This is a genomic window from Lysobacter sp. S4-A87, from assembly GCF_022637455.1.
Lineage (GTDB): Bacteria > Pseudomonadota > Gammaproteobacteria > Xanthomonadales > Xanthomonadaceae > Lysobacter_J.
The window spans coordinates 1,369,114-1,393,021 of record NZ_CP093341.1 but is presented as its reverse complement, the minus strand read 5'-3'; the positions used below and the strand labels follow the sequence as shown (position 1 = coordinate 1,393,021).

Below are 23,908 nucleotides of genomic sequence, written 5' to 3'. Positions count from 1 at the left end.
TGATGCCAGGGGAACGGAACAGGCGGTTAGAATACGTCTTTGCACCAAGGCTCGACCAATGTCCGTTTCTAGAAGTGACGCCCCAGAAGTGGCCCCGCTGGTAGGCATCGTGATGGGCTCGCGCTCCGACTGGGAGACGATGCAGCACGCCGCCGCCAAGCTGGAGGCGCTGGGCGTCCCGCACGAGATCCGCGTGGTTTCGGCGCATCGCACCCCCGACGTCCTGTTCGACTACGCCGCCACGGCGCAGTCGCGCGGCCTGCGCGCGATCATCGCCGGTGCCGGCGGTGCCGCCCACCTGCCGGGCATGCTCGCCGCCAAGACCGCCGTGCCGGTGCTGGGCGTGCCGGTGCAGAGCAAGGCGCTCAACGGCATGGACTCGCTGCTGTCGATCGTGCAGATGCCGGCCGGCATCCCGGTGGCGACGTTCGCCATCGGCAACGCCGGCGCCGCCAATGCCGCGCTGTTCGCCGCGGCGATGCTGTCCGCCGAGCATCCTGCCATCGGCAGCGCGCTCGAATCCTTCCGCACGCGCCAGACCGACGACGTGCTCGCCAACGACGACCCGCGGAAATGACCACGGTCGGCATCCTGGGTGGCGGGCAACTGGCCCGCATGCTGGCGCTTTCCGGCGCACCGCTGGGCCTGCGCTTCCTGGTGATGGACAACGTCGCCGACGCCTGCGCCGGACAGTTCGCGCCTATGGTCGTCGGTGACTATCGCGACGAATCGACACTTGCCGAGTTCGCCTCGCGCGTAGACGTGGCCACGTTCGATTTCGAGAACGTGCCGGCCGAATCGGCGCAGTGGCTGAGCGAGCGCGTGCAGGTGTTTCCGAACCCGCGCGCGCTGGCGACGGCGCAGGACCGGCTGGCCGAGAAGACCCTGTTCCAGCAGCTGGGCATTCCCGTGCCGCCGTTCGCCGCCATTGATACGCGCGAGCAGCTCGATGCGGCGATCGCGCAGATCGGCACGCCGTGCATCCTCAAGACCCGCCGTCTTGGCTACGACGGCAAGGGCCAGTTCCGCATCAAGACCCCGGCCGATGCCGACGGCGCATGGGACGCGCTGGGCGCGCAGGCGAGCAAGGTCGGCCTGATCCTGGAAGGGTTTGTCCACTTCGAACGCGAACTGTCGGTGGTCGCCGTGCGCGGCCGCGACGGCGAGTTCCGCACCTGGCCGCTGACCGAGAACTGGCATGTCGACGGTGTGCTGTCGGCCAGTCTTGCCCCGGCGCGTGTCGACGGCGCGCTGGCGGACGTCGCCTACGAGCATGCCCGCAAGCTGGGCGAGGCGCTGGATTACGTCGGCGTGTTCGCCCTCGAGCTGTTCTGCCGTGACGGTGAGCTGCTCGCCAACGAGCTGGCCCCGCGCGTGCACAACTCCGGCCACTGGACCATCGAAGGCAGCGAGACCTCGCAGTTCCAGAACCACCTGCGCGCCGTGCTCGGCCTGCCGCTGGGCGATACGCGCATGGTCGGCCTGGCCTGCATGCTCAACTGGATCGGCGAGATGCCGTCGCCGACACCGGTGCTGGCCGAGCCGGGCGGTCACTGGCACGACTACGGCAAGTCATCGCGGGCCGGACGCAAGGTCGGCCACGCCACCGTGCGCGCCGATTCGGCGCAGGCGCTGGCGACGTCGCTGCAGCGCATCGGCGATGGGCTGGGCCGACGGGACCAGGTCGATCCGGTGATTGTGGCGCTGGCACGTTCGTAGCGATTGCCGTCATCGGCACAAATGCAAACGGCCGGGTTTCCCCGGCCGTTCGTTCTTGCAGCAGGCGCCGTTACTTCAGGTTTGCAGCCACGAAGTCCCAGTTGACCAGGTTCCAGAACGACTCGACGTACTTCGGGCGGGCGTTGCGGTAGTCGATGTAGTAGGCGTGCTCCCACACATCGCAGGTCAGCAGCGGGGTGTCGTCGCCGGTGAGCGGGGTGGCGGCGTTGGAGGTGCTGACCAGGGCCAGCGAACCGTCCGGACGCTGCACCAGCCAGCCCCAGCCCGAACCGAACGTGCCGACCGTGACCTTGGTGAACTCTTCCTTGAACTTGGCGAAGTCGCCGAAGGCCTTGTTGATCAGCTCGGCCAGCTTGCCGCCGGGCTCGCCGCCGCCGCGCCCTGCAGGAGCCGCCGGTGCCAGGCAGTTCCAGTAGAAGGTGTGGTTCCAGATCTGCGCGGCGTTGTTGAACATGCCGCCCTGCGACTTGCGGATGATCTCCTCGAGCGCCATGCCGGCGAACTCGGTGCCTTCGATCATCTTGTTGAGGTTGTCGACGTAGGTCTTGTGGTGCTTGCCGTAGTGGAAGTCGATGGTTTCGCCGGAGATGTGCGGTTCGAGCGCGGTGCGGTCGTAGGGCAGGGCGGGCAGTTCGATGGCCATTGCGGGCTCCAGAGGGCTGGCTAAGGGGAGGGCCGGGGGCGCGATCCGGGTTGCCGGAGCGTCCGCGGCTCGGGAAGGCTTACAATTGGACATTCTATCCCCACGCTTCGTTGCCGTGCCGTCAAAGGTTCGCAACGCACCATCGCAGGAGTTGCACCCATGTCCGTAATGGAGCGGATCCAGGCTGAAGTCGAAAGCCATCCGATCGTCCTTTTCATGAAGGGGACGGCGCAGTTCCCGATGTGCGGCTTTTCCAGCCGCGCGGTGCAGGCGCTCAAGGCCGCCGGAGCGAACGAGCTGCACACCGTCAACGTGCTCGAGGATCCGGAGATCCGTGCCAACCTGCCGCGCTATTCGAACTGGCCGACGTTTCCGCAGTTGTTCATCCACGGCGAGCTGATCGGCGGCTGCGACATCACCATGGAGCTGTTCGAGTCCGGCGAGCTGGCGCGCATGATCAGCGAGACGCACAGCCAGTGAATCCGGTAGTGGACCGCCCCCTCGACGGTCGCGTGATCCTGGTGACCGGCGCCCACGGTGGCCTGGGCCAGGCCGCGGCGCTGGCGTGCGCGCGTGCCGGTGCAACGGTCGTGCTGCTCGGACGCAAGCTGCCGAAGTTGAACCGCGTGTACGACGCGCTGAGCCAGGCCGGGCCGGAGCCGCTGCTGTATCCGCTCGACCTCGAAGGTGCATCGCCCGACGATTACGCCGAGATGGCGCAGCGGCTGGAAAGCGAAGTGGGGCGCCTCGATGGCGTGCTGCACTGCGCCGCCGAGTTCGCCGGGCTGACGCCGCTGGCGCAGACCGACCCGGCGGTGTTCGCGCGCGCGATCCACGTCAACCTCACCGCACCGTGGTGGCTGACCCAGGCCTGCCTGCCGCTGCTGGGCAAGGCGCCGGATGCCTCGGTGGTGTTCGTGCTCGACGATCCCGCCCGCATCGGCAAGGCCTACTGGGGTGGCTACGGAGTGGCCAAGCAGGGCCTGGCCGGCCTGGTCGGCACCCTCCATGGCGAACTGGCCAACACGTCCGTGCGCGTGGCCGGTCTGCAACCGGGCCCGATGCGCACGCCGCTGCGTGCCAAGGCCTACGTCGAAGACAGCGACCGCGCCGCGGTCGAACCGGCGGCCTACGCCGCTGCCTGCGTCACCCTCCTGTCGCCGGCCGGCGCGGCCCACCGTGGCCAGGTCTGGAATCCTCCGGCCGCCACCGCACTGCCGACGTTGCCGACGCTTTCCGGCCTTTGACGCCGCACCGATGACGCCACGCCCATGACGATTGCCTCGGCAGCCCTGCTGCTGTTCCTGATCCTGGACCCGCTCGGCAACGTGCCGGTGTTCCTGAGCCTGCTGCGCGGCCTGCCGCCCAAGCGGCAGCGGATCGTGCTCGCGCGCGAGCTGCTGATCGCGCTGGGCGTGCTGATGATGTTCCTGTGGGGCGGCAAGTACGCCCTGGAACTGATGCACCTGCGCCAGGAGTCGGTGTCGATCGCCGGCGGCATCGTCCTGTTCCTGATCGGCATCCGCATGATCTTCCCGCCGCCGGAAGGGCTGATGGGCGAGATCCCCGATGGCGAGCCTTTCATCGTGCCGATGGCCATTCCGCTGGTGGCGGGGCCGTCGGGCATGGCCGCGGTGATGCTGATGGGCAGCAACGAGCCCACCCGCCTGGGCGAATGGAGCCTGGCCCTGCTGATCGCCTGGGGCGCGACCGCGGCGATCCTTTTCAGCGCCACATTGCTCTACAAGCTCATGGGCATCCGCGCGCTGACCGCCATCGAGCGACTGATGGGCATGCTGCTGGTTGCCATCTCGGTGCAGATGTTCCTCGACGGCCTGGGCACCTACCTGCAGATCGCTCCCCCGTAATTGGCCGCCCGCGTCCGCTCGCCCCACCGGGGCGGCCCGGCCGTGCCCGGAACCCTGGGGCGCGGTGGCCGTGGCTGGGGGAGGGGGCAACGGTTCGGCGCAGGGGGCAAAGCCAGCGGCCAGCGGCCCGGGGTTTTGCCGCCCGTGGCGTTTCTTGACAGCCGTCACGACTCTGTCACAAGCCCCACCTAGCCTGTTAAACTACTGTTAACAAACGGGCTGGGGGCCCACACCCACCGGGTGTTGGGGCTACGCAATCTCGAAGTACATGCCGCGCGGAAGTCGCCCCGCGCAGGCCACGCATTTTTTCTTCCTTTGATCTGACGCATGAGGCCATCTGCAATGACCCATCCGAACCGCGTACGTATGTCCAAGCTCGCGCTTGGTCTGTTCGCCGCCCTTGCCACTTCTTCTGTGTTCGCCCAGGCCACTTCGGCCGGTATCGGTGGCCGCGTCGTCGCTGCAGACGGCCAGCCGGTCGCCGGCGCCGAAGTCGTCATCACCCACACCGAGTCGGGCACGGTCAGCCGCGCCATCACCGGTGCAGATGGTCGCTACAACGCCCGCGGCCTGCGCGTCGGTGGTCCGTACACGGTCACCATCAACAAGGCCGGTGCCGGCACGACCAGCCAGGATGGCGTCTTCCTCAACCTCGACAAGGTCAACCAGGTCGACCTGTCGTTGAACAACGAAGTCACCACGCTGGAATCGGTGCAGGCAATCTCGTACGGCGGCTCGGAAGTGTTCAGCGCCAACAAGATGGGCGCCGGCTCGAACGTGACCCGCGAGCAGATCGAGACGATGCCGAGCATCAATCGCAACCTGCAGGATTTCGCCCGCCTCGACCCGCGCATCGTGCAGAGCGACAAGGCCCGCAACGAAATCACGGTCGGCGGCCAGAACCCGCGCTATAACGTGATCCGCGTCGACGGCATCAGCAGCGCCGACTCCTTCGGCCTGCAGGGCAACGGCCTGCCGACCCCGCGCCAGCCGTTCTCGATGGACACCATCGATGAGATCGCGGTCGACGTCGCCAACTACGACGTGACCATCTCCGGCGGCACCGGCGGCGTGATCAACGCCGTGACCAAGTCGGGCACCAACGAGTTCCACGGTTCGGTCTACGGCATCTACCGTGACAACGACTGGTCGGGCAAGAACCAGAACGACATCCGTCCGAAGCTGTTCGACAACGAGCAGACCTACGGCATGACCTTCGGCGGCCCGCTGATCAAGGACAAGCTGTTCTTCTTCGCCAACTACGAGAACTACACCGGCAAGGACCTGTTCACCGGCAACTCCGGTTTCGGTCCGGTCGGTTCGGGCGAGAGCAACATCGTCGGCATCACCCAGGCGCAGATCGACGAGATCATCGCGATTTCCCAGGCCAAGGGTTTCAACCCGGGCACGCTGGCCAAGCCTTCCCTCGACACCGAGAGCGAAGAGTACGGCCTGAAGATTGACTGGAACATCACCGACGCACAGCGCGCCAGCTTCCGCTACGGCAAGACCGAGCAGAGCACGCCGTTCCTGCAGGGCTTCAGCAACTCGTCGCTCGCCCTGAACACCTACCACTACGTGCAGGACTTCGAACTGGAGACCTACAGCGCGCAGCTGTTCAGTGACTGGACCGACACGTTCTCCACCGAAGCCAAGGTTTCGTACCGCGACTACACCGCCGTGCGCAATCCGCTGGCAGACCTGCCGGCCATCGCCGTGCGCGTCGGCAGCAACACCCTGAACTTCGGCACGGAAGAGAACACCCACGCCAACGTCCTCGGTACGAAGACCTGGAACGGCTTCTTCGCCGGCAACCTCTTCCTCGGCGACCACACCGTCAAGTTCGGCGTGGACTACGAGTCCAACGAGGTCTACAACCTGTTCGGCCGCCGCACGAATGGTGTCTACACCTTCAACAGCATCGCCGCCTACGCCGCCAACCAGTCCAGCCGCTACCAGCTGTTCTACCCGCAGGGCGGCGACCTGGACGCGATGGCAGCCGTGTTCACCCAGGAGAACCTGGGCTTGTTCGTGCAGGACAGCTGGGCGGTCAACGCCAACCTGACCCTGACCTACGGCCTGCGTTACGACCATTCGATCGTCGACGACAAGCCGGTGTTCAATGCGCAGGCCTCGTCGCTGTTCGGCGTGCGTAACGACAACACCATCGACGGCGCCGACCTGTGGTCGCCGCGCTTCGGCTTCAACTACACCCTGGACAGCGAGCGTCCGAGCCAGGTCCGTGGTGGCGTTGGCCTGTTCAAGGGCGCGGCGGCAACGGTGTGGCTGGCCAACCCGTACGCCAACAACGGTGTCACCTACACCGACTATTTCGACTCCAACGGCACCACCCTGTTCTCGCCTGATCCGCGCGGCCAGCTGGCGGTTGCCCAGTCGGGCGGCACTCCGGGCCTGCAGTCGGTCGACTTCATCGACAACGATGTGGTGCAGCCGTCGGTCTGGAAGTCCAACATCGCGTTCGACACCGAGCTGCCGTGGTGGGGCGTGGTCGCATCGACCGAGCTGGTTCTGACCTCGGTCAAGGACGGCATCTACTACCAGCAGCTCAACCTGGGTAACGCGACCAGGCTCGGCACGGATGGTCGCGCGCTCTTCTGGAACACGGCTGGCTACAACCCCGTTAACTGGAACCGCGATGGCGTCTCCAGCGGCGGTGCCACCGCGCGCGCCAACCGCTCGACGAGCTTCAACGACGCCATCATCGCCAAGCGCACCGGCAAGGGCGAAAGCCAGCAGCTGACGTTGTCGCTGAACAAGCCCTTCAACGACGGCGACTGGTCGTGGGCCGCGTCCTACACCTACACCAACGCCAATGAAGTCAGCCCGCTGACCAGCTCGACCTCGAGCTCGAACCTGGGCAACGTCTCGGTCTTCCAGTCCAACGAGGAAGTCAGCGCGACCTCCAGCTACGAGATCAAGAACCGCTTCCTGGCCACGGCCAGCTGGAAGCACGCGTTCTTCGGCGACAGCAACACCATCGTGTCGCTGGTCTATGAGGGCCGTTCGGGTCGTCCGTACAGCTACACCTTCGACAACGATGCCAACGGCGACGGTCGCGTCAACGACCTGCTGTACATCCCGGCCGGTCTCGACGACGTGATCATCGGGCAGGGCGCCACGAAGGCTGCGGAAGAGGCAACGTTCTGGGCGTTGATCAACAACAACGAGTACCTCAATTCGCATCGCGGCCAGGTTGCCGAGCGCAACGCGGTGGAAAGCGAATGGGTCAACCAGTTCGATCTGCACATCGCCCAGGAATTCCCGGGCTTCATGGACGGTCACAAGGGTGAAGTGTCGGTCGACATCCTCAACGTCGGCAACCTGCTCAACAAGGACTGGGGCCGAGTCGAGGAAATGTCGTTCCCGGGCATGCGCGGCGTGGTCGAGTACGGCGGCGTCGATACCGCGACCGGCAAGTACATCTACCGCGTCAATACGCCTGACGCTCTGACGATCTACGACGACAAGGGCATCTCGCGCTGGGCCGCCCAGGTCAGCGTGCGCTACAAGTTCTGATCACAGGTTGTCTGAAGCACCTGAAAACGGCCGGGTTTCCCGGCCGTTTTCTTTTGTGGGGGAGGCAGGCTAGAGTCATGCCGGTAAACAGGACGAAAGAAGAGAAAGATGAGCGCCACCATTGAAACCACCCTCCCCACCGTCAACGCCCGCATCTACCCCAAGGGCGGGCTCGACGTCCTCTCGCGGGACGAGGTCGCGCGCCTGCGCGATGTGTCCACCGGCATGCACGACCTGCTGCGCCGCTGCGCGCTGGCGGTGCTGACCAGCGGCAGCGCATCCGATGACCCGCGCGCCGCGCGCGAGCTGTACCCCGAATTCGACATCCAGGTGCACCAGCAGGATCGCGGCGTGCGCATCGACCTGGCCCATGCGCCGGCAATGGCCTTCGTCGACGGCGAGATCATCCGCGGCGTCGCCGAGCTCCTGTTCGCCGTGGTCCGGGACTTGGCCTACACGGCGATGGAACTCGGGCCGGACAGCAACAAGGACCTGGAGACCTCGTCGGGGATCACCGACTCGGTGTTCGGCCTGCTGCGCAACGCGCGCATCCTGCATCCGACCGAACCCAACCTGGTGGTGTGCTGGGGCGGCCACTCGATCTCGCGCGACGAATACGTCTACACCAAGCAGGTGGGTTACGAGCTGGGCCTGCGCGGCCTCGACATCTGCACCGGCTGCGGCCCGGGCGCGATGAAGGGCCCGATGAAGGGCGCGACGATTGCCCATGCGAAGCAGCGTCGGAACCGCACGCGCTACATCGGCATCACCGAGCCGGGCATCATCGCCGCCGAATCGCCGAACCCGATCGTCAACCACCTGGTGATCATGCCGGACATCGAAAAGCGCCTGGAGGCGTTCGTCCGGCTCGGCCACGGCATCATCGTGTTCCCCGGTGGTGTCGGCACCGCCGAGGAAATCCTCTACCTGCTCGGCATCCTGCTGCGCGAAGAGAACGCGCACCTGCCGTTCCCGCTGATCTTCACCGGCCCGACCGCGTCGGCGCCGTACTTCGAGCAGATCGACAGGTTCATCCGCCTGACCCTGGGCGAGGAAGCGACCAAGCGCTACGAGATCATCGTCGGCGACCCGGACAAGGTCGCCAAGCGCATGTCGACCGGCATCCGCAAGGTCCGCGAGCACCGCATCGCGCAGAAGGATTCGTTCTTCTTCAACTGGTCGGTCGACATCCCGCTGGCGTTCCAGCGTCCGTTCGTGCCGACCCACGAGGCGATGGCCTCGCTCGACCTGCACCACGGCCGCAAGCCGCACGAGCTGGCCGCCGACCTGCGCCGCGCGTTCTCCGGCATCGTCGCCGGCAACGTCAAGGAAGACGGCATGCGCCGGATCGAGGCGCACGGCCCGTTCGAGATTCACGGTGACGCCGACATGATGCAGTCGCTCGATGCGCTGCTGCGTGCGTTCGTCGAGCAGCGCCGCATGAAGATCGCCGGCGAGTACAAGCCGTGCTATCGGGTGGTTGCCTGAGTGATCGGGACCACTCCCGCCCGGCGGGAGTGGTCTGCACAAGGGCGGGGCATCAGTCCGGAGCCCCTGCAACCGGCAGTCGCACCGTCGCGATGAAGCGCTTGCCTTCAAGCTGGGTATGGACACTGCCGCGGCCGCTGGTGAACGCCTCGATCCGGACTTGGGAGGCGTTGAGGCCTACCTGATGGCCGAGGCGGTTCTCCTGGCCACTGGGGGGCAGCGGATTGATGATGCGCACGATCACGGTTTCGGGCGTCGTCGTCACCGCGATCTCGATTTCGCCGCCGCCCGGCCGGCGCTCGATGCCGTGGCGGATCGCGTTTTCCACCAGGGGCTGGATCGACAATGCCGGAACCGTCACCGGCGGAAGCTCCCTGGGCAGTTTCCAGTTCACCTGCAGGCGCTCGCCGAAGCGTAGCGACTCGATCTCCAGGTAGCGCCGCGCCAGCGCCAGCTCGTCTTCGAGCGAGATGTCGCGCGGCCCGGCCAGCGCCGCGCGGAACAGATCGGCCAGGTCCAGCAGCAGCCGCTCCACTTCTTCCGGGCGGCGGTGCACCAGCGCGGCCCCGGTGTTGAGGGTATTGAAGAGGAAATGCGGGCGGATACGCGCCTGCAGCGCTTCCAGTTCGAGCTGCTTGGCGCGCAGGGCGAGCTGGCGTGCCCGCCACTGGCTCTGGAACACGGCCACGCCCAGCGCGCCCACCGTCATGACCATGCCGATCAGGCGCCATTGGGTCCAGCGCCATTCCCCTGCGGACAGATTCCAGCCATCGCGGAAGAAGAATCCGATCGCGGCGGTGATCGCCCAAGTGCTGATCAGCAGGATGGCAAGGACCACATAGGCGATCCGCTGCGGCGGCAAGGAGCGCAGCGGTCGGCGCAGCAGGTAGAGCGTGGCGATGCTCCACAGCAGCATCCACTGGATCGCCACCGAAACCAGGGCGAAATAGCGCAGCCGCTGTTCGTCCATGCCTGGCGCCAGTGCCAGCAGCAGTGCCACGGCCTCGCCCGAAAGCATCGTCCACAGGATCGCGGACGGCTGCCAAAGGGCGTCCAGCGGGCTGTGTGCGGGTTGCGATTTGGGCATTGGCGCACTGCGGTGGCGGGGCTCGCGGTGTCACCATATTGCCTGTCCGGATGTGGCGGGGGCCATAGCCGGGACGGCGCGAGGCGTTTGCCGCGTCCATCGGCCGATATGACCGTTCGTCCCCAGCGGCCTTGTCCGCCGGAGCAGGGCGTTCAACTATGCCTCTGGGGCTGTAAGGGGAATCTGCATGTCGAGCGCAACGTCGAGCCGGGGGTTCACCCTCATCGAGCTCATGATCACGATATCCATCATGGCCATTGGCATGGCCTTGGCCTATCCATCGTTCAACGGCGTCATCCGCTCCAACCGCATCGCCACATCGACCAACAACGTCATCGCGGCGCTCAACCTGGCACGCACCGAGGCCATCCGCAGCAACCGCGGCGCCGGCGTGTGTCCGTCCTCGACCGGCACGTCCTGCAACGGCTCCGACTGGAACGTGGGCTACCTCGCCTACACCGACCTCGACGGCAGCGGAGACTGGACGGCTGGCGACACGGCGCTGCGCTACATCGAAGCCAACAACCAGCTGGGGCTGACCGCCGCCGCCGGTGCCGGCGAATCCGGCACGGGCACGATCTCCCAGGTGGCGTTCGACCGCTCCGGCCGAGTAACGCAGGCGGTTGATCTTTCCCTGAAACTGACTGGCTGCAAGACCGGCCAGGACTACCAGCGGCGGATCGTGATCAGGCGATCCGGACAGGCCCGCATGGCCAAGGAGACCTGCCAGTGATCCGACGCAGCGCGAAAGTGACGCATTCCCCGCAAGGCCGCCAGAGCGGCTTTTCGCTCATCGAAGTGTTGATGGCACTGCTGGTGCTGGCACTGGGCCTGCTTGGCCTGGCGTTCCTGCAGGTGTTGAACGTGCGCTACACCAGTAGCGCCGAACACCGCACGATGGCGACCAACCTGGCGACCGAAGCGTTCGACATGATGCGCTCCAATCCCCGTCACCTGGTGGTCTACAACCGTGTGACCGAGGGCTATTTCACCGGCTACACGCCCGACACCGCCGGTTGCAGCAAGGTTGGCGACGACGCCGCGACTGCACTCAACAACATCGTGCGCTGGCGCTGCGATGTCGCGTCCCAGCTTCCGGCCGGGCGCGGCAGCATCGTGATTGCAGGCAGCGAGGCCGCCGGCTTCACCGCCACCGTCTCGCTGAGCTGGTCCGACGACGTCGGTCGTGCCGATGGCCAGGCAGGCGTTCCCGGCAAGACCACTACGTTCCAGGTCACCTCCACCCTATGAACAGCCGCCCTTCCAATACCCCGCGTTCCGCGGCCGGTCTGTCGCTGATCGAGCTGATGATCGCCATGGCCATTGGTGTCGTCCTGCTGCTTGGCCTGGTGCAGGTGATGAGCGCATCGCGCGCGGCCTACCAGTTGTCGACCGGTGTCGCCAGGACGCAGGAGAACGCCCGTTTTGCGGTGGATTTCATCCAGCGCGACGTGCGCATGGCCGGCCACATGGGTTGCGTCAACGACCAGGCGCACATGTCGCCGGAGATGCCTGGTGCGAGCGACGCCAGCCGGCAGGGTCTCAACCTGTGGTTCCTGACCGCTGCCCAGCGCACGGCACGCAACTACGCCGCCCTCAACACCGGCGCCAACGTCGCACTGCGTTTCGACCTGGGCGTGCAGGGCTACGAGGCCTCGACGACGGCCCCGGGTGACACCGCGGTGCTGGCGGCTGGAACCCCGGTGGCGGGCAACGCCAACCAGTGGTCGCCGGCATTGCCCACGGCCATTGCCAACCTTGGCCCCATCGCAGGCAGCGACATCATCGTCGTGCGGTTCCTTTCGCGCGACGGCGTACCTGCTTCGCTGGTGTCTTCGTCGGCCACCAGCTACACGATCACGCCCGATTCCTACGGCAGCAGCGTCAGCACGACCAATTCCACCGGCCTGTTCGGGCTGGCCGACTGCAAGCAGGCCAGCATCTTCGCCTCCAAGACGGTCAATGCCACCTCCGGCGCCCTCACGGTCGATGTGACCGGTCTCAACGCCAGCGGCCTGATTGGTGACGAGTGGGGTTACGAGGGTGCGGCGAACAAGCCGATGCTCTTTCGCGCCGAAACCGTCGTTTACTACGTCGCCGCTGGCGCCGGCACCAATGCCGACGGTACCCGTCCGCCGGCCTTGTTCCGTGCCCGCGCAATCAACGACGGCACCGGATTCACGTTCGTTGCCGAAGAACTGGTCGAGGGCATCGAAACCATCCAGCTGCTATATGGCATGGACGAACACCTCCCGGCCAACCTGCCGCGCGGCAACGTCGAGCGCATGCGCATCGCCTCGGCGGTCTCCAACTCGACCAATCCCGACAACACCGCCGGTGACCTGTGGCGTCGCGTCGGAACGGTCCAGGTCGGCCTGCTGATGCGCAGTGCCGACCGGTCGCGTGCACAGCAGTCCTCCACTGCACCCAAGGTGCTCGGCGTGACCATGAAGCGCGGCGCGACCGATACCACCGCCGATGGTCACTATCGATCCGTCTACGAGACGACGGTGGCCCTGCGCAACCGTCTGTTCGGCAACTGAGGCCGCCCGCCATGCATCGTCAACCTTCGTTTCCCAGGCAGCAGCGCGGCGCGGTCCTCTATGTTGCCCTCATCTTCCTCATCCTCCTGTCGCTGCTGGGCATCGTCGGCATGCAGGTGGCTTCGCTGCAGGAGCGGATGGCATCCAACTACCGCGCCACCAACATGGCCTTCCAGCGCGCCGAAGGCCTGGCGCGCCTGCAGGAAGTGCAGCTCAACACCGGCACGCGTTTCGTGCCGCGCGCCGGCGAGCGCGACGAAGAGCGTCGCTGCGACGACCCCAGTCCCGTCCGCGGTTCGGCCTGGGCCGAAGCGCGCAGCAACGACGACGATCCCGACACGGCGATCGTCGTCTCCCGCCTCAACGAATGCACGCCCGGCTTCTCGATTGCCCAGGGCTCGCGTCCAGTCAACGAGAAGCCGGTGATCTGGCAGATCTCGTCGTTTTCCACCGACGTAGCGGCAGCTCCCACCTCCGACGCCGCCGTCGAAACCGTATTCATGCCTTAAAGGGCGACCAATGAAACTCGAACGATTGCTGATAGTTTCCATCGCCACGGCTGGCGTAGTCGGCCTGCTGGCGCTGACGCACTACGTGGGGGCCAACGCCACCCGCCAAGGCGACGGCATCCTCGCCCAGGAGCCGATGCACCTGGGTTCGACGGTGTCCCCGAACTTCATCATGGCCATCGACGACTCGGGCTCGATGACGTTCCAGACGATGTTCCCGGGTGCTGACGGCGAGGGTTGCTGGAGCAGCAACAGCTTCTTCAATGGCCTCAATCTGAGGACTTCGGGAAGCTGCGACTACCTGTACGTGCTTCCGGGAACGCGCATCAACAACTACCGCGGCATCCCGCCATTCGATGCCTACGGCTTCGCTCGTTCGCCGGACTACAATCCGACGTACTACAGCCCTGACGTGACGTATGACCGGTGGGTCAAGCCGGATCTGCAGGACTACGCCAACGCTTCGTTGACGGCAACACTTATCGATCCCCGCGGCACCGCGACGGTGAATCTGTTCGGTGCGCGCTACGAAAAGAACGTCGGCGAGAGCTTCTTTGTCCAGGATGGCATGGTCATCCCGAAAGACACCAAGTACACCACTTTCATCTGCAGCAACTACAACAATGGCAACTGCAACGCGTGGAGAGACGTCGACAAGTCCTACACCGCCGCCAGCAGCTTCACCTGGAATGGTGGTGCGCAGCCCATCGCCATTGAGTACACCCCCGGTACGTTCTATCTGAAGGCCGACCGGACCATCGCCGGCTACGACAAGAGCGCCGCGATTACCAACGCCTGCGGCACCGGTTGTTCGCTTTATCGCTACACGCCGAACGAGGACAAGACCCGGCAGAATTTTGCCAACTGGTACTCGTTCTACGGTAACCGCAACCGCGCGATGGTCGCGGGCCTTACCCGCTCGCTGAAGGACGTGAGCAAGCTTCGCGTCGGCTATTTCACGATCAACGCTCGCGACAAGAACGGCAATTACACCAACCTGTCGATGCGCGACATGGATGTGGCGGCCGACAAGACCGCGCTGCTGACCGACGTGATCAAGCTTGACGCCAATGGCAGCACGCCCAACCGCTTCGCGGTCGAGAACATCGGCAAGCAGTTCGATACCAACACCAACGTCATCCTGCACGCGTGCCAGAAGAACGCCGGCATGCTGTTTACCGATGGTTACAGCAACCAGGATGGCCCGACGGTCGGCAACGCCGACAGCGGGCTCGGAGTTCCGTTCGAGGATACTCATTCCGACACGCTGGCAGACATTGCCGCGTACTACTACAACCGCACGTTGCGCTCGGGTTCCTTCACCGCCGGCAGAGTGCCCACGTCCAATCCAGCGATCTGCGAGAGCTCGGACGCCAACGCCAAGAAGGGCGTGGACTGCAAGACCAATCTGCACATGAACTTCTATGGCATCACCCTGGGTGCCCGTGGCAAGCAGTTCGGCGTCAACTATGGTGTCCTTCCCAATGGGCGCGGTGACGGTCCGCTCGCCACCAAGCAGGCACTGGCGTCGGCGACGTCTCCGGCCTGGGAAGTGCGCACCAATGACAACCCGAACACCGTGGACGAGATCTGGCACGCCACGATGACCGCGCGCGGCTCCTATATCAACGCGCAGACGCCCGCGGCCATTACCAACGCGATGCGCGACGTGCTGGCTTCGGTCGGTGTGGCGGGCGGCGTATCCGGCAGCATCGCGATTACGGGCACCAAGATCGGCGACGACTCGCTCCAGGTCACGCCGCGCTTCGGTCGTAACGGCACCGACTGGTACGGCGATGTGGCCGCCAGCAAGCCAACCCGCGGCACCGGTGGCATGATCACCTACACCGCCAGCTGGACGGCCAGCACGAAGCTGCCGGCCGCGACCGCACGCAATCTGCTCTATGCAACCACCACGGACGACAGCACGCCGACGGTTGCCGACTTCGTGACGGCAGGCCCGTCGACGCTGACGGCCTTGTGCGCCAACTACACCTCCGGTTGCGGTCCGACTTCGGGCGCGGACGTGACGACGCTCGGCGTGACCGCCACCCAGGCCGTGGCCTACCTGAGTGGCGACCGCACGCTTGAGGGCAGCAGCCTGCGCACGCGTACCAGCCCGTTGGGCGACATCGTCAACTCGAGCCCGCTCGTGGCCGCGCCGACCGACGACTTCGGCTATGCGCTGATGCGCAAGGCCGACGGCAGCTTCGGCTACGACCCGTACGCGTACAACAAGTACCTGGACGACAAGAAGACCCGCAAGCGCATGGTCTACGTCGGCGCCAACGACGGCATGCTGCACGCGTTTCATGGCGATACCGGCGTGGAGCAGTTCGGGTTCATCCCGGCGACCGCAGTTGGCTACATGGGCAACCTGCTGTTCCCGACCAGCCCGAACTTCCAGCATCGCTACTTTGTCGACGGCCCCGTCGCGATCTCCGATGCGCTGTTCGCGACCGACGACTGGCGCACGGTGCTGGTCGGCACGTCCGGAGCCGGTGGCCGCAGCGTCTTCGGCCTCGATATCAGCGACGTAGGCAAGACGAAGTTCGCCGCGGATGACGTGCTGTGGGAAGTCAATGACAAGATCGCCGGCGCAGTCGGTGACCGCATCGGCTACGTGCTGGGCAAGCCGCTGATCGTTCCGGTGCGCGACAGCAGCGGCAAGCCGGTGTGGAAGGCAGTGTTTGGCGGCGGCTACGGCAACAAGGTCAACGCCGACACCGCCACCACCACGATTGGTACCGCGACTCTGTTCGTGGTCGACATGAAGACCGGCGATGTGGACTACATCGATGCCAAGGAAACCGGCGGTCCGGCCACGGCCAACGGCCTGGGTAACATCGTCGCCATCGACCAGAAGCAGTACAGCTCGGCTACCTCGGCATTCGTCACTGGTTCCGACGGCATGATCGATACGGTCTACGGCGGCGACCTGCACGGCAACGTCTGGAAGTTCGACCTGACCAAGAGCGGCACCGCACGCCTCGCGCTCGGCGGCAAGCCGCTGTTCACGGCAAAGGACGGCACGCTGACCACGTCCAAGCGCCAGGCCATCACCGGTGGTTTTGAAGCGGCGCTTGGACCGCGCGGCGGCGTGATGCTGCTGTTCGGTACCGGCAGCTTCTCCTACAACGGTGACAAGGAGAACAGGGACGTCCACAGCATCTACGGCGTCCTCGACATGCCGGGAGAGCTGGCATCGGCTCTGCCGCTGACGCGAGCCAACCTGGTCCAGCAGTCGGCCGGTGCGGCGACCAATGGCGTCAGTGCGGTCAGCAACAGCGACGTCGACTACTACACCAGTCGCGGCTGGTATGTGGACCTCGTCATCCCGGGGACCGACGGCAAACTCAAGTACGACGGCGAGCGCATGGTCAGCTATCCGCGCCTGGATGGAGGCACGCTCTACTTCGCGACATACGCACCTACCGCGGTTGATGCTTGCTCCGGTGGCGGTACCAACTACCTGTACGGCCTGAACGCGCTGAGCGGTGGCGGCAACCTGGGCACGGTGCGGGTCGGTTCGCCGACGGGCACTGCAGCCGCGGAGGGCAGTGGACGCCTGACCCTCGAAACGGACGGCTCTGCGCCGGTCAAGGACGTGACCGTGCTCACCACCGGTAAGCAAGGTGGCCTGTCGGGTACGCCGGACGATGCCGCCGTTGCCGCCTACGATGCATTGCCGCCTGAGTACTGCATGGCGATCGTCTCGGTCGCAGGCTCGAAGCCGCTGTATCGAGTGAGACCGTGTGGCCGTCAATCCTGGAGACAGATCCGATGATCAACGTTGCATCCGGCACGGGCGCCCCTCGCCGGGCCGCCCGCGGCTTTACCCTCATCGAGTTGATGATCGTGGTGGTGGTGGTGGCGATCCTCGCCTCGATCGCGTACCCGACCTACGCCGACAGCGTGCGCAAGGGTCGGCGCGGTCAGGCAAAGGCAGACGTCCTGGAGCTTGCCCAGCTGGCTGAGCGTTGGCGCACCGTCAACAACACCTACGTCGGATTCGGCACTCCGGCAGGTGATGGCACGCTGGCGGGCAGCCTTGGCAAGTCGCCGCGTACGGGCAAGGCGTATTACGGGGTCAAGATCGTGGCCACCGTCGATACGTACACGCTCACCGCCGCACCGATTTCGGGCACGGGCCAGGAGAAGGACACCAAGTGCGGTTCGCTCAGCCTGACCCAGGCCGGTGCGAAGTCCGCGACGGGCTCAGGGCCCGGTTGCTGGTAACGCTGAAGATGCAAAAGAAGCCCACGGCGACGTGGGCTTTCTCTTGCCCGATTGCTTCGTGCCGTCGATCGGGAAGCAGGGCCGAGCGCGAATCCCGCGCAACAAAAAAGCCGCGATTGCTCGCGGCTTTCAGTATTTGGCGCCCGAAGTTGGACTCGAACCAACGACCCCCTGATTAACAGTCAAGTGCTCTAACCGGCTGAGCTATTCGGGCGGGGACGGGCATTGTAAAGCCTCCAACGGCAGGGTCAATAGTCTCCAGCCTGTGGATCATGGCGAATTGCCGCAGATCGTGGCGTTTGGCGTCCGTTCCGATCGAATCCGGCCGCTCCGGTTGACCGCGATGCGGCCAATCAGGGGGCCATCTGCGCCGCCATAGATGCACAAGCTGACGTTGCTGCCTTCGCTGCGACCGCTTGGCTGGAAGCGGACGCGGGGCCGGGTGCTTTGAATGACCAGCTTCCGCGCTGACGACGCATCATGCATCCGCACCAGCTCGAGCGATGCGGCGTCGCGCTGCTGGCGGCTTCGGGCCTGGAATGCGATCCAACCCAGGTCCCATGCGCCGTCCTGCCTGCAGCTGATCCCGTCCCGGCTTGGACAGGTCACGACCGGGACGCCGCGGCTCACCGCGATTGCTCTGGCCATCGCCAGCGATGCGGTCAGATCATGGAACACCCCGTCCGCCCGGGCCGCACTGGACGCGCGCCTGAACGCGGGAACGCCCATGCCCAGAACCATGCCCAGCACCGCGAGGGCGACCATCAGTTCCAGCAGGGTCAGGCCCCGCGAGTGCCGATCCATGGCATGTACTCCAGATCCGGCAGCCGACTATCGGTGCGTCGGCACCTGAATCCAGTCGGCGTGTCGAGGCGCGCGGGGGTAGGGAACACCCGTCGCTGTCCCCATCTCCAGCACCGACTACACTGAAGGTTTAGCCCGGAGCCATCGCCTGATGAACGACAGCCTCCATCCCGCAGGCTTCCAGCTGGTGGCGCCCTACGAGCCTGCCGGCGACCAGCCGCAGGCGATCACGCGCCTGGTGGACGGATTCGAGAGCGGCCTTGCCTCGCAGACCATGCTCGGCGTAACCGGCTCGGGCAAGACCTTCACCGTGGCCAACGTGATCCAGTCGGTGCAGAAGCCGACCCTGGTGATGGCGCCCAACAAGACGCTGGCCGCGCAGCTGTACGGCGAGTTCAAGGCGTTCTTCCCGCACAACGCGGTCGAGTATTTCGTCAGCTACTACGACTACTACCAGCCCGAAGCCTACGTCCCGTCGAGCGACACCTTCATCGAGAAGGACAGCTCGGTGAACGAGCACATCGAGCAGATGCGCCTGTCGGCGACCAAGGCGCTGCTGGAACGTCGCGACACGATCATCGTCTGCACAGTCTCGGCAATCTACGGCCTGGGTGATCCGAACGAATACTTCCGCATGGTCCTGCACATGGTCCGCGGCGAGCGCATCGACCAGCGCGAGCTGATCCGCCGCCTGACCGAGATGCAGTACACCCGCAACGACACCGAGCTGCGCCGCGCGACCTATCGCGTCCGCGGCGAAGTCGTCGACGTGCATCCGGCCGAAAGCGACTCCGAGGCGCTGCGGATCGAGCTGTTCGACGGCGAGATCGAGCAGCTCAGCGTGTTCGACCCGCTCACCGGCGAGACCCTGCGTCGCGTGCCGCGCTACACCATCTACCCCGGTTCCCATTACGTCACCACGCGCCGCACCGTGCTCGATGCGATCGAGAGGATCAAGGACGAGCTGCGCATGCGCCTGGAGCAGCTGTACGCCGAGAACAAGCTGGTCGAGGCGCAGCGCCTGGCGCAGCGCACCCAGTTCGACCTGGAGATGCTGGCCGAGGTCGGTTACTGCAACGGCATCGAGAACTACTCGCGCCACCTCACCGGGCACATGCCTGACGAACCGCCGCCGTGCCTGTTCGACTACCTGCCGCCGGACGCGCTGCTGGTGGTCGACGAATCGCACGTCACCGTCCCGCAGATCGGTGCGATGTACAAGGGCGACCGTTCGCGCAAGGAAACCCTGGTGCAGTTCGGCTTCCGCCTGCCGTCGGCGCTCGACAACCGGCCGCTGCGCTTCGAGGAATGGGAAGGCCGCTCACCGCGCGCGATCTACGTCTCGGCGACGCCGGGCCCGTACGAGCTGCGCAAGTCCGAAGACCAGATCGTGGAGCTGGTGGTTCGTCCTACCGGCCTGATCGATCCGGAAGTCGAGATCCGTCCGGTCGGCACCCAGGTCGACGACGTCCTTGGCGAAATCCACAAGCGCGTCGCGATGGGCGACCGCGTGCTGATCACCACGCTGACCAAGCGCATGGCCGAGAACCTCACCGAGTACCTCGGCGAACACGGCGTGCGCGTGCGTTACCTGCACTCGGACATCGACACCGTCGAACGCGTGGAAATCATCCGCGACCTGCGCCTGGGCAAGTTCGACGTGCTGGTCGGCATCAACCTGCTGCGCGAAGGCCTGGACATGCCGGAGGTGTCGCTGGTGGCGATCCTCGATGCCGACAAGGAAGGCTTCCTGCGTTCGGCCGGCTCGCTGATCCAGACCATCGGCCGCGCCGCGCGCAACCTGCGCGGCAAGGCGATCCTGTACGCCGATCGCATCACCAACTCGATGCAGAAGGCGATCGACGAAACCGACCGCCGGCGTGCGCGCCAGGTCGAGTACAACCTCGAGCACGGCATCACCCCGAAGTCGATTGCCAAGGCCGTGGTCGACGTCATGGAAGGCGCCCGCGCCGAACCGGGCGAGACCGCGAAGGGCAGGGGCAAGGCACGCAGGGTCGCCGAGGACCTGGCCGAATACGCCAGGCTCAGCCCGAGTCAGTTCGCGGCGCGCATCAAGGCGCTGGAGCAGCAGATGTACCAGCACGCGCGCGACCTCGAATTCGAGGAGGCCGCGGCGGTTCGCGACCAGTTGCGGCAGTTGAAGGACGCCGGCTTCGCGGCCTGATGGCAAAGGTGTTGCCGCCATCGCGCCGACGGGCTAAACTGCGCGCCCTCGTGAGCCACTTGTGGCGAAACGAAGGGCGGTTAGCTCAGCGGTAGAGCACTACCTTGACATGGTAGGGGTCACAGGTTCGAACCCTGTACCGCCCACCAATATGTTGCGAACGGCCGGGCTCTGCCCGGCCGTTCTGCTTTTCGGGGCCCGTATTTTCGACGCCCGCAGGCCGGCCCGCGCGCCGGCGTTGACTTGGCCGCGCGAAGACCCAACTATTTCACCCTAGCTCCGGCATCGGCCGGAGGCAGGATCCAGAGGTGGCCCGCGGCAAAACCGCCGGCCGAGCGTGCGACATGAGCACTACCACTTCCCATCGCTGAACGCCGACGACGCCCCTGCAGGACGGCGCCGCGGCGCCGTTTTTCATTTCCGGAAGCCCGGTTTGTTGCCGGTTCCGACGATCTCCAACCGCCAAGCCGCGCACCCGCGCGCCAGCAAGACGCCCTCTCATGATCGCAATCACCCTTCCTGACGGCAGCCGCCGCGAATTCGAACAGCCCGTGTCCGTCGGCGAGGTCGCCGCCTCGATCGGCGCCGGCCTGGCCAAGGCTGCCCTGGCCGGCAAGGTCGACGGCAAGCTCGTCGACTCCAGCTTCCGCATCGACCACGACGTCTCGCTCGAGATCGTCACCGAAAAGCACCCCGACGCCCTCGAGGTGCTGCGCCACTCCACCGCGCACCTGCTGGCGCAGGCCGTGCAGCGCCTGTATCCGGGCGCGCAGGTCACCATCGGCCCGGTCATCGACAACGGCTTCTATTACGACTTCGCCTACGAGCGCCCGTTCACGCCGGAAGACCTGCCGGCGATCGAGGCGGAAATGCAGAAGATTGTGAAAGAAGCCCAGCCTGTTTCGCGCAGCGTCAAGTCGCGCGACGACGCCGTGGCCTTCTTCCGCGGCATCGGCGAGGCCTACAAGGCCGAGATCATCGAGTCGATCCCGGCCAGCGAAGACCTGTCGCTGTACAGCCAGGGCGAGTTCACCGACCTGTGCCGCGGCCCGCACGTGCCGTCCACCGACAAGCTGCGCGCGTTCAAGCTGATGAAGGTCGCCGGCGCCTACTGGCGCGGCGATTCCAACAACCAGATGCTCAGCCGCATCTACGGCACCGCCTGGCTCAACGACAAGGACCTCAAGGCCTACCTGACCCAGCTGGAGGAAGCCGAGAAGCGCGACCACCGCAAGATCGCCAAGCAGCAGGACCTGTTCCACCTGCAGGAAGAGGCCCCGGGCCTGATCTTCTGGCATCCCAAGGGCTGGTCGATCTGGCAGGTCGTCGAGCAGTACATGCGCAAGGTCTACCGCGACAGCGGCTACCAGGAAGTGCGCTGCCCGCAGATCCTCGACGTGTCGCTGTGGCAGAAGTCCGGCCACTGGGACAACTACCAGGAAAACATGTTCTTCACCGAGTCGGAGAAGCGCACCTACGCGCTCAAGCCGATGAACTGCCCGGGCCACGTGCAGGTGTTCAACCACGGCCTGCACAGCTACCGCGACCTGCCGATCCGCTACGGCGAGTTCGGCGCCTGCCACCGCAACGAGCCGTCCGGCGCGCTGCACGGCATCCTGCGGGTGCGCGGCTTCACCCAGGACGACGGCCACATCTTCTGCACCGAGGACCAGATCGAGGCCGAGGTCAGCGCCTTCCACCAGCAGGCCCTGGCCGTCTACGACGTCTTCGGCTTCAGTGAGATCCAGATCAAGATCGCCCTGCGCCCGGACAAGCGCCTGGGCGACGACGCCACCTGGGACAAGGCCGAGAACGCCCTGCGCTCGGCCCTGAGCGCGGCCGGCGTGCAGTGGGAGGAGCTGCCCGGCGAGGGCGCCTTCTACGGCCCCAAGATCGAATACCACCTCAAGGACGCCATCGGCCGGACCTGGCAGCTGGGCACCATGCAGGTCGATTTCATGATGCCGGGCCGCCTGGGCGCCGAATATGTCGACGAAAGCAGCCAGCGCCGCCACCCGGTGATGCTGCACCGGGCCATCGTCGGCTCGATGGAGCGCTTCATCGGCATCCTGATCGAGCACCACGCCGGCCAGTTCCCGGCCTGGCTGGCCCCGATCCAGGCGGTGGTGATGAACATCACCGACGCCCAGGGCGATTACGTGGACGAGGTCAGGAAAACCCTTGCAAATCAAGGATTCCGGGTCCATGCCGATTTGCGCAACGAAAAGATCGGCTATAAGATTCGCGAGCATACCCTGCAGCGCGTGCCTTACCTGCTCGTGGTCGGTGACCGCGAGAAGGAAAACGGCCAGATTTCTGTGCGCACGCGGGGAGGGGAGGACCTCGGGACGATGACCGTCTCCGAATTCGCCTCGCGTTTGCGCAGTGAGGGCGTTCAATAAGCCCGTAAGCTGCCCAGGTCCGGCTGCCACCCCCGGCGGCCGGCACGATCCATACCGGAGATTGCAACATCAGTACCCCCGAAAAGCCGAATCGCAAGAACCAGGAAATCCGCGTCCCGCGCGTGCGCGTGATTGGCAGTGATGGCGAGATGATCGGCGTGCTGACGCGCGACGAAGCGCTGCGCATGGCCGAAGACGAAGGCCTCGACCTCGTCGAAATCCAGCCCAACGCCGATCCGCCGGTCTGCAAGGTCATGGACTTCGGCAAGTTCCGCTTCGAGCAGCAGAAGAAGGCCAACGAGGCGAAGAAGAAGACCAAGCAGGTCGAGATCAAGGAACTCAAGTTCCGTCCGGTGACCGACGAAGGCGACTACCAGATCAAGCTGCGCAACATGCGCCGCTTCCTGGAAGAGGGCGACAAGGTCAAGGTCAACATCCGCTTCCGTGGCCGCGAGATGAGCCACCAGGAGCTCGGCCGCGAGATGGCCGCGCGGATCGAGGCCGACCTGGGCGAGGACATCGTGATCGAGTCGCGTCCGCGCCTGGAAGGCCGGCAGATGGTCATGATGATCGCGCCGAAGAAGAAGATCTGACGAGATCTGCTCCCTCTCCCGCCAGCGGGAGAGGGCCGGGGGTGAGGGCGGGGCGCCTCCAGCGCTCACTGAAGCCCAAATCCCTGATTCTCAAAGAAAACATTTGCAAGCCCGGTGACCTTTCCGCATAATGTGCGGCCCGGTTCGCCGGGTTTGTTGTGTGCTGTACCAGGAACCTGTCGTAGAATCCTTTCAAGATCAACGACTTACAAGCCGGCAAGGGCAGGACGGAAAGAGTGGCGCGAGCCACCGCCCAGGCCAGTGACCAAA

The 23,908-nt window shown here is 65.5% G+C and carries 19 protein-coding genes and 2 tRNA genes; 17 read left to right on the top strand and 4 right to left on the bottom strand.

What is annotated here, in order from left to right; all coding sequences use genetic code 11:
• The first annotated feature begins 112 nt into the window (after positions 1-112).
• Both purE and MNR01_RS06265 read left to right on the top strand, forming a co-directional pair.
• On the top strand, positions 113-577 hold the full coding sequence (gene purE, locus MNR01_RS06270; protein WP_241920548.1) for a 5-(carboxyamino)imidazole ribonucleotide mutase: 465 nt from the start codon (positions 113-115) through the stop codon (positions 575-577).
• Complete coding sequence (locus tag MNR01_RS06265; protein WP_241920064.1) at positions 574-1,719, top strand: 5-(carboxyamino)imidazole ribonucleotide synthase; 1,146 nt, start codon at positions 574-576, stop codon at positions 1,717-1,719. The genes purE and MNR01_RS06265 overlap by 4 nt, the downstream gene beginning before the upstream one ends.
• A 70-nt stretch (positions 1,720-1,789) precedes the next feature.
• On the opposite strand, the gene MNR01_RS06260 is transcribed toward MNR01_RS06265, so the two are convergent.
• Positions 1,790-2,383, bottom strand: a complete 594-nt coding sequence (locus tag MNR01_RS06260) for a Fe-Mn family superoxide dismutase (protein WP_241920063.1) — start codon at positions 2,381-2,383, stop codon at positions 1,790-1,792.
• A gap of 159 nt (positions 2,384-2,542) precedes the next feature.
• On the opposite strand from MNR01_RS06260, the gene grxD reads away from it, so the two are divergent.
• The 5 genes from grxD to ppnN all read left to right on the top strand — a co-directional run bounded on the left by grxD (position 2,543) and on the right by ppnN (position 9,276).
• Entirely contained in the window at positions 2,543-2,863 is a 321-nt protein-coding gene (grxD, locus tag MNR01_RS06255; protein WP_241920062.1) for a Grx4 family monothiol glutaredoxin, read from the top strand.
• 8 nt (positions 2,864-2,871) lie between these two features.
• A complete protein-coding gene (locus MNR01_RS06250; protein WP_241920061.1) occupies positions 2,872-3,630 on the top strand; it encodes an SDR family NAD(P)-dependent oxidoreductase in 759 nt (252 codons plus the stop codon).
• Between the two features lie 24 nt (positions 3,631-3,654).
• Positions 3,655-4,251: a YhgN family NAAT transporter gene (locus MNR01_RS06245; protein WP_241920060.1), complete on the top strand. Its 597-nt coding sequence runs from the start codon at positions 3,655-3,657 to the stop codon at positions 4,249-4,251.
• Between the two features lie 342 nt (positions 4,252-4,593).
• On the top strand, positions 4,594-7,788 hold the full coding sequence (locus MNR01_RS06240) for a TonB-dependent receptor (protein ID WP_241920059.1): 3,195 nt from the start codon (positions 4,594-4,596) through the stop codon (positions 7,786-7,788).
• A 108-nt stretch (positions 7,789-7,896) separates the two neighbouring features.
• On the top strand, positions 7,897-9,276 hold the full coding sequence (ppnN, locus tag MNR01_RS06235) for a nucleotide 5'-monophosphate nucleosidase PpnN (RefSeq protein ID WP_241920058.1): 1,380 nt from the start codon (positions 7,897-7,899) through the stop codon (positions 9,274-9,276).
• Positions 9,277-9,328: 52 nt separating this feature from the next.
• Here ppnN and MNR01_RS06230 read toward each other — a convergent pair whose 3' ends face one another.
• Positions 9,329-10,363: a histidine kinase gene (locus MNR01_RS06230; RefSeq protein WP_241920057.1), complete on the bottom strand. Its 1,035-nt coding sequence runs from the start codon at positions 10,361-10,363 to the stop codon at positions 9,329-9,331.
• A 250-nt stretch (positions 10,364-10,613) separates the two neighbouring features.
• On the opposite strand from MNR01_RS06230, the gene MNR01_RS06225 reads away from it, so the two are divergent.
• The 6 genes from MNR01_RS06225 to MNR01_RS06200 are packed head-to-tail and all read left to right on the top strand — an operon-like array spanning position 10,614 to position 17,654.
• Positions 10,614-11,096, top strand: a complete 483-nt coding sequence (locus tag MNR01_RS06225; protein ID WP_241920056.1) for a GspH/FimT family pseudopilin — start codon at positions 10,614-10,616, stop codon at positions 11,094-11,096.
• Positions 11,093-11,614: a type IV pilus modification protein PilV gene (pilV, locus tag MNR01_RS06220; protein ID WP_241920055.1), complete on the top strand. Its 522-nt coding sequence runs from the start codon at positions 11,093-11,095 to the stop codon at positions 11,612-11,614. The genes MNR01_RS06225 and pilV overlap by 4 nt, the downstream gene beginning before the upstream one ends.
• Positions 11,611-12,906 (top strand): PilW family protein, encoded by a 1,296-nt coding sequence (locus tag MNR01_RS06215; RefSeq protein ID WP_241920054.1) that lies wholly within the window; start codon positions 11,611-11,613, stop codon positions 12,904-12,906. Before pilV ends, MNR01_RS06215 begins: the two co-directional genes overlap by 4 nt.
• 11 nt (positions 12,907-12,917) lie before the next feature.
• Positions 12,918-13,415, top strand: coding sequence for a PilX N-terminal domain-containing pilus assembly protein (locus MNR01_RS06210; RefSeq protein WP_241920053.1), 498 nt, complete (start codon positions 12,918-12,920; stop codon positions 13,413-13,415).
• Between the two features lie 10 nt (positions 13,416-13,425).
• Complete coding sequence (locus MNR01_RS06205; RefSeq protein WP_241920052.1) at positions 13,426-17,202, top strand: PilC/PilY family type IV pilus protein; 3,777 nt, start codon at positions 13,426-13,428, stop codon at positions 17,200-17,202.
• Positions 17,199-17,654 carry a type IV pilin protein gene (locus tag MNR01_RS06200; RefSeq protein ID WP_241920051.1) on the top strand — a complete coding sequence of 152 codons (456 nt, stop codon included), beginning with the start codon at positions 17,199-17,201 and terminating at the stop codon, positions 17,652-17,654. The genes MNR01_RS06205 and MNR01_RS06200 overlap by 4 nt, the downstream gene beginning before the upstream one ends.
• Before the next feature lie 137 nt (positions 17,655-17,791).
• Here the strand turns inward: MNR01_RS06200 and MNR01_RS06195 are convergent.
• A tRNA-Asn gene (locus MNR01_RS06195) sits at positions 17,792-17,868 on the bottom strand.
• 56 nt (positions 17,869-17,924) lie between these two features.
• Positions 17,925-18,458 carry a GspH/FimT family pseudopilin gene (locus MNR01_RS06190; RefSeq protein WP_241920050.1) on the bottom strand — a complete coding sequence of 178 codons (534 nt, stop codon included), beginning with the start codon at positions 18,456-18,458 and terminating at the stop codon, positions 17,925-17,927.
• Between the two features lie 151 nt (positions 18,459-18,609).
• Between MNR01_RS06190 and uvrB the strand changes: the two genes are divergently transcribed.
• From uvrB to infC, 4 genes are all read left to right on the top strand, one after another.
• Entirely contained in the window at positions 18,610-20,643 is a 2,034-nt protein-coding gene (gene uvrB / locus MNR01_RS06185; RefSeq protein ID WP_241920049.1) for an excinuclease ABC subunit UvrB, read from the top strand.
• Between the two features lie 74 nt (positions 20,644-20,717).
• Positions 20,718-20,792 (top strand) — tRNA-Val (locus tag MNR01_RS06180).
• 351 nt (positions 20,793-21,143) lie between these two features.
• Positions 21,144-23,045 (top strand): threonine--tRNA ligase, encoded by a 1,902-nt coding sequence (thrS, locus tag MNR01_RS06175; protein ID WP_241920048.1) that lies wholly within the window; start codon positions 21,144-21,146, stop codon positions 23,043-23,045.
• A 68-nt stretch (positions 23,046-23,113) separates the two neighbouring features.
• Positions 23,114-23,638 carry a translation initiation factor IF-3 gene (gene infC, locus MNR01_RS06170; protein ID WP_233264853.1) on the top strand — a complete coding sequence of 175 codons (525 nt, stop codon included), beginning with the start codon at positions 23,114-23,116 and terminating at the stop codon, positions 23,636-23,638.
• The last annotated feature ends 270 nt before the right edge of the window (positions 23,639-23,908 follow it).